Genomic DNA, 6,373 nt, shown 5'->3' on the forward strand with positions numbered 1-6,373 from the left:
AGTTCAGTTGAATGTGACGGTTTTGAATAGATCGATCCGGATCAATGACCTCGTTAGATCGGGCACACCCGTCAAAAGAGAATCACTGGGAGGCCGCAACAGAAAGGCTGTGGGTGACCTCCATTCCGAAATGGACTGGACTGACAAATGGGACGGGGGCCCTCCCCGAGCCGGGTCTTTTTGTTGTTCTCCAAACCTTCCGATGGAGGAGGGAAGGTAGTTGCCTTGGGATGCCAAATCCTGTGAAGGCTGGCTCGAAGGTGCATGGGGAGTTGACTGCTTCAGGACTTGCTGAAAATAGAAGAGCAAGGATGCGCAAGTCACGAGCAAAACCAGGGATGTCACGGCGAGCGGAAAGAGAGGAGGCTTTCGGCGAGCGTCTCCCACCCGCGCCACGGAGGCCTGCCATACGCCCTCGAAGCCGGTTGTGGTAAGTTTATCTTCCCGTTTCAGTTCCTGGAACAGTTCCTGGAATGTCTCTTCGTCCAACCCTTGAATCATGGATTACCTTCGCTTTCAGTAGAATTTGACGGAGTCGTTTCTTTCCCCTCTCGTAATGAGTTCGAGAACTCCCTAAAGACACACCCATGACTTGAGCCGCCTCGCCGAGGTTGAGGCCGTGATAGAAGACCAACTGGAGAACCTCGCGCTGCCGTCGGGGCAGACCGACAAACGCCTGTCGAAACAGCTTGTGAACTTCGGACTGGTAAAGTCTCTCATCCGGACTTACACCCCGGGCGGAATATGCCTCAGCGTCCTCCGGCTTGACGTGTCTGAAATTGAAGAACAGTAGTCGCCGTCTCCTATTGGCGGCCGTTCTCCGAATGACGGAAAACAGCCAAGTCTTGAAAACGGACCTTCCCTCGAATCGTGCCCTCCCTTCCAGGATCTTGAGATAGACGGTCTGGAGGACACTCTCGGCGTCACGGGGATTACGCCGACAACAGCTCAGCGCCCAGCCGTAACTTTCAGGATGAAGTTGTTCAAGTTGCGCCTTCAGTGTGAGATTGTCCATTACTTGGCCTGTCTTGGTCCAACCTCTCGCTTCCTTCTATTAGTCGTTCCAGCCCGTTAATCATATGACATGAATCTTGGCCTGGAATTGAAAGGAAAACCATGTCTTGCCAGTGAATGCCGGGTGAATTAACCTATACGCCTCAATACGTCAATCCGGGAAAGTTGTTTTCCAGTTTCCAGAAAAGGGAAATGGCAATGAGCGCCAGGACGCCATTTCAAGGTGACCCAATGTCCACAAGTCGATTGATTCGCTTGGTTCTTGTTTCAGTCGGGGGGCTCCTCCTCGCGGGAGGTCAACTTCGGGCCCAATCGTCCGCCTTGGGGAAAGTTGAGTTCCCGGCTTCCGGCGGCGCGGAAGCTCAAGGGCATTTTCTGCGCGGGGTAGCGGCCCTGCACTCGTTCTGGTTTGAGGAAGCGCTTGAAGAATTTCGCAAATCCACCGGAATCGAGCCGGACTTTATGATGGGGTATTGGGGAGAGGCGATGGCGTTGAACCATCCGCTTTGGGCCCAACAGGACACCGAGGGCGGGCGCAATGTCCTGAAAAAAATCCGGGACACAAACAAGCTGACGGATCGGGAACGGGCGTACTTAGACGCGGTAAAGGCGCTTTATGGCGAGGGGGACAAACTTTCGCGGGACCGCGCCTACTCCGTCGCCATGGGAAAGATTTATCGTGCTTATCCTGAAGATCTCGAAGGCGCCTGCTTTTATGCATTGTCGTTGCTCGGCACCGTCCGGCCGGGGGATCATGGTTTTCGCCGCCAGATGGAGGCTGGCGCTATTGCCCTGGACGTTTTTCAGAAGAATCCAAATCACCCGGGGGCAGCCCATTACATCATCCATGCATTCGATGATCCGGAACATGCCATCCTGGCATTGCCTGCCGCGAGACGATATGCGGAAATTGCACCCGCCGCCCCGCACGCCCGTCACATGCCTTCTCATATCTTCCTTCAATTGGGGATGTGGCCCGACGCGGCGGCCTCCAACGAATCCGCTTGGGCTGCTTCAAAGGCCTGGGTGAAGCAGAAACACTTGCCCAGTTCCTCACTCGATTATCATAGTCTCCACTGGCTCCTCTATGCTTTCTTGCAGCAGGGCCGCTACCGAGAAGCGGAGGAGTTGCTCTTGCAGATGGGAAATGCCTGGGAGGATACCGGCTCGGGCTCTCTAAGTCCCTCTTTCCCAATTCCGACCCATAATTATCAAGACATGGCCGCGGCCTTCGTGGTTGAAACACAACGCTGGCAACTCGCCGCAAGCCTATTTGAGAGGCCAGGCGGGCAAGATGGCGGAATGACGTCTTCATACGCATCCGGAGTTGCTCGAAGCGGACATCCTGCGGGCAGTGATACGCCGGGAATGAAAATGATGTCCCTCAATTCCAATCAAATCATCCCGGTCTTCATTCGTGGTTTCGCCGCTGCGCACCTGGGATCCGAGACCGGCAGTGAAAGCGTTCAAGCTTTGCAGGGCTACCAAAAGCAACTCACCGGGAGTCACGATACCTACGAGGCCAGCGTGACAAGAATCAGAGAGCTGGAGGTGAAGGCCGTGGCATGGGCAAAAAAGGGGAATTTCGATCGGGCCATAGGACAGATGAGAGAAGCCACTGCGCTGGAGGAAGAAATGTCACCTCCCTCCGGGCCGCCGATTTTGATCAAACCTTCTCACGAGCTTCTGGGAGAAATTCTCTTGCAGGCGGGCAGACCCGCTGAGGCGGCACAGGAATTTGCCGAGTCGCTGTTACGCCAGCCGAACCGCGCCCGCTCGCTTCTCGGAGCTGCACGCGCGGCCGCTCAGAATGGAGACCGGGCGGAGGCGGTGGAAGCGTACAACAGGTTTCTGAAGATCTGGCAGAGAGCCGACCCCGAGTTGCCGGAACTGCGCGAAGCCAGGGAATACGTTGCTGAAAGATAGGCTTACGACCTCAGGGGCTTTTCGGGCCAAGTCTCTGGCGCAAAAACCCAACGGCAATGAAATACTGGGCGAGGTAATAGCTGATCCACACGAGATAATCACGGAATAACACAGCTTGTCTAAATTTACTCACCGCGATCAGCGAATCGGAGAGAAGGAAAAGAAACGCCCCCATCGCCACCCACGGCCTTGAAAAATCAGCCCAGAGCGCGGCGAGGACCATGACGGTGATCACACAAAGATAGGTCATGACCGGCCCTTTCAAATCGCCCAGCCCAGGCAAGAGCCAATCGGCCATGATTACTCCATAAAGAACGACAAGAACCGCCAAGACCAGACGCACGCTCCGGACCGGCGCAGGGCGAGGCCAGCTCTGGACGAACAAGGCGATGTACAGGAGGTGGGTGATGAGGAATGCCCCCAGACCAAGAACAAATAACCTCCCAGGATCGAGAGCAAGAAGCACATCACCGAGTGAGGAAAATAACAGCGAGAGCCCTAATATCATGCCCTCGCGGTTGTGGAGGAGCCTGAAGGGAAGTAGGGCCAGAGCGAGGATACACATCGCCTTGATAACGACGCTTCCCGGATAAGGCTGCCAGCCCAGGCTGACGAAGAGAATCAGGCTGCTCGCCAGCGAAACCCGAAGCAGCAGCTTGCTGACTGAATCCAGGCCCGACCACGGTCCAAGAGTGAGCCAATCGTTCCCCATGGAATTTTCTCCTGAATCATCCTTTCGTTCCAGCAAGGTTTCAGGTTCGTAAATTTCTCAAATCGCTTGTTACCCGCATTCCAACCGTCATCTGATCTTAATCGAACGCCGACAAATTGACACGTTCTTCGCTACAGGATCAACTTTTCGTTTGCGGGCACGTATTCAATTCCATATTCTGGCGACGAAATAAAAAAGGGCATATGATCATGAATTCGCAGTGGTCAGATGGAAAGGGGACTGGTCAGCTTCGCTAGTACGCCAGGGATCGTACCGTCATTGCCTCATGTCCAACGACTCAAGAATCAGAGGGAGCTCGTTTCCCACAACCCAGATGTCCGCCATTGTCGGACTCCGAAGCGACGACCTTTCTCTAAGGTCCCAGGCCACGGAATTGATAGCCACAGTCTACTGGAAACCCATTTACAAATACATCCGGCTGAAGTGGAACAAACCGAGTGAAGATGCCAAGGATCTCACGCAAGGTTTCTTCACCCGGGTCCTCGAGAAGGATTTTTTCAGGACCTACGATCCCACCATGGCACGGTTCCGGACTTTTCTCCGCACATGTGTGGATGGGTATGTTTCCAACGAAGAAAAAGCGTCCCACCGGATCAAACGGGGAGGCGACAGCCCGGTCGAATCCGTGGATTTCAACAGCGCGGAGATGGAGATCAAGCTTTGCGCCCTGCCCGCAGGCGGCTCCATGGAAGACTATTTTTACAGGGAATGGGTGCGCAGCTTGTTTTCGATGGCGGTCGACATTTTGCGCCAGCAGTGTGCGACCGCGGGAAAGACAACGCAGTTCCGGGTATTCGAGCGATACGATTTGAACGAAGATCGTGCGACCGGGGAAATCACCTATGACGCCCTTGCAGGCGAAGTCGGGATTCCTGTCAGCCAAGTCACGAACTACCTGGCCTACGCACGGAGGGAGTTTCGCAGGATTGTCCTGGAGAAACTCCGTGAGATCACTGCGGACGACGAGGAGTTTCGCAACGAGGCGCGCTGGGTGCTTGGCGCGAATTTGAAATGAACTGGTTGAATGACGGAATGGTGGATCATCTCCGCGAGGTCTCAACGTTGCCCGATTTGAGCCAGACCCCGTACCGGATCCTCCGACCTTTGGGATCCGGAGGGATGGCGACCGTTTATCTCGCCGAAGACGCCAAGCTCTCCCGGCCGGTGGCGCTGAAGGTCATGGAGGTTTCAACATCCTCCGGAGAGATGACTTCGCGCATGCAAACAGAAGCGCAGATCATCGCCCGCCTCGAGCACCCCGGCATAGTTCCAATCCATGATGTGGGAACCTTGCCGGATGGACGGGTTTTTTATGTGATGAAGTATGTTCAGGGCAACAATCTCACCAAATACTCGCAACAAGCAGGATCAGTAGCGGAGAGGTTGAGGGTTTTTCTGAAAGTCTGCGAGGCTGTGGCATTTGCCCATGCCCACGGTGTTATCCATCGCGACCTGAAGCCGGCAAACATCATGGTAGGGGCCTTCGGAGAGGTTCTGGTTATGGACTGGGGAGTCGCTAAAGTCCTCCCTATGGGTGACGAGGGGACACAGATATCGGTGGACCCCGATATCCAGGTCAAAGAAGGGAAGGCGACCACTGATGAGACGCGCCTGCAACCGCCCAGTGAAATTCCACCCGGGCCCTTTTTGGAGACCCTGTCAGGCACGGTCTTGGGCACGCCTTCCTACATGTCCCCCGAGCAAGCTCTGGGTCAAACCGGCGCCCACAATCAGTTGACCGACGTGTATTCTCTAGGTGCGATCCTTTTTTTCCTTTTGACCCATCATCATCCCCATGAGGGTGCAACGATGGGTCAGATTCGAGAGCGCTTCCTTCATAAACAGTTACTTCGGCCTCGGGACGTGAATCCGGCTATTCCTCGACCCCTCGAAGCGGTCTGCATGAAATCCCTGGCAATCGACCCTCAAGATCGTTACGCGAAGGTTGAAGACCTTAAGGCTGATATCGAACTGTATTTGAGCGATATGCCCGTGTCTGCTTACATAGAGAATGTGTTTGAGAAGGCCGGAAGATGGTCAAATCGTTATCGCTTTGTCATCTTGCTGTTATTTGCCTACATGTTTGTAAGATTTCTACTCTTTTTCTTACTCCGGCGTTAAAGGAAATCCAAGAAAGGTTTAATAGGACATTGGAAGGTTAGCTTTTCAACTCGCTTCAACCTATGGAGGACACAGATGTCAAAACCGCTGCTCGGACTGATTTTGGGGACGATCCTGGGGGTCTTCGACGGATTAACGGCGCTTCTCTATCCCAACACGGCGCCGCTGATTATGGGCATCCTGATCGGATCGTCGCTCAAAGGGCTCCTCGCCGGTGTCATCATTGGGTTCTTTGCGCGAAAAATCCGCTCAGTACCTTGGGGGATCATTTTTGGATTTGGCGTGGGATTGTTGCTCGCCTACCTGGTGGCAATGAAGGGGGACCCCACCGGACACCATTACTACCTGGAAATCATGGTTCCGGGGTCGATCGTTGGAATGATTCTGGGTTTTGCCACTCAGAAATACGGAAAAGACCCTAAGGGGCTTGGCGCGAATTGAGCCTTCTATGAGGCTGTTTTTGTCAAGCTCCTTGTGCGCTGCTTTTCTGCTCGGGTTTGGTGGCTCTTTTTTCAGTTCGGGAAATTCCTGGAATTGTCCCGGAACGACCTTCTATCCGTGCCGATCAAAGCTTGATCT

Annotated in this window: 7 protein-coding genes; 4 read left to right on the forward strand and 3 right to left on the reverse strand. The window is 54.4% G+C overall.

The features are described from left to right. Positions 1-3 precede the first annotated feature (3 nt). Together LAO21_13455 and LAO21_13460 are read right to left on the reverse strand one after the other, a co-directional pair. Complete coding sequence (locus tag LAO21_13455; GenBank protein MBZ5553725.1) at positions 4-501, reverse strand: hypothetical protein; 498 nt, start codon at positions 499-501, stop codon at positions 4-6. Next, entirely contained in the window at positions 437-1,015 is a 579-nt protein-coding gene (locus LAO21_13460; GenBank protein ID MBZ5553726.1) for an RNA polymerase sigma factor, read from the reverse strand. The genes LAO21_13455 and LAO21_13460 overlap by 65 nt, the downstream gene beginning before the upstream one ends. A gap of 230 nt (positions 1,016-1,245) precedes the next feature. Between LAO21_13460 and LAO21_13465 the strand changes: the two genes are divergently transcribed. Continuing rightward, positions 1,246-2,940 (forward strand): hypothetical protein, encoded by a 1,695-nt coding sequence (locus tag LAO21_13465; GenBank protein ID MBZ5553727.1) that lies wholly within the window; start codon positions 1,246-1,248, stop codon positions 2,938-2,940. Between the two features lie 10 nt (positions 2,941-2,950). Here the strand turns inward: LAO21_13465 and LAO21_13470 are convergent, their stop codons facing one another. Beyond that, entirely contained in the window at positions 2,951-3,652 is a 702-nt protein-coding gene (locus tag LAO21_13470; protein MBZ5553728.1) for a lysoplasmalogenase, read from the reverse strand. 334 nt (positions 3,653-3,986) lie between these two features. Between LAO21_13470 and LAO21_13475 the strand changes: the two genes are divergently transcribed. The 3 genes from LAO21_13475 (at position 3,987) to LAO21_13485 (ending at position 6,235) form a co-directional block, all read left to right on the forward strand. Continuing rightward, a complete protein-coding gene (locus LAO21_13475) occupies positions 3,987-4,688 on the forward strand; it encodes a hypothetical protein (GenBank protein ID MBZ5553729.1) in 702 nt (233 codons plus the stop codon). Between the two features lie 17 nt (positions 4,689-4,705). After that, positions 4,706-5,794, forward strand: coding sequence for a serine/threonine protein kinase (locus LAO21_13480; GenBank protein ID MBZ5553730.1), 1,089 nt, complete (start codon positions 4,706-4,708; stop codon positions 5,792-5,794). A gap of 75 nt (positions 5,795-5,869) precedes the next feature. Beyond that, positions 5,870-6,235 carry a hypothetical protein gene (locus LAO21_13485; protein MBZ5553731.1) on the forward strand — a complete coding sequence of 122 codons (366 nt, stop codon included), beginning with the start codon at positions 5,870-5,872 and terminating at the stop codon, positions 6,233-6,235. Positions 6,236-6,373 lie beyond the last annotated feature (138 nt).

Source organism: Terriglobia bacterium (genome assembly GCA_020073085.1).
In the GTDB taxonomy this organism is placed as follows: Bacteria; Acidobacteriota; Terriglobia; order JAIQFV01; family JAIQFV01; genus JAIQFV01.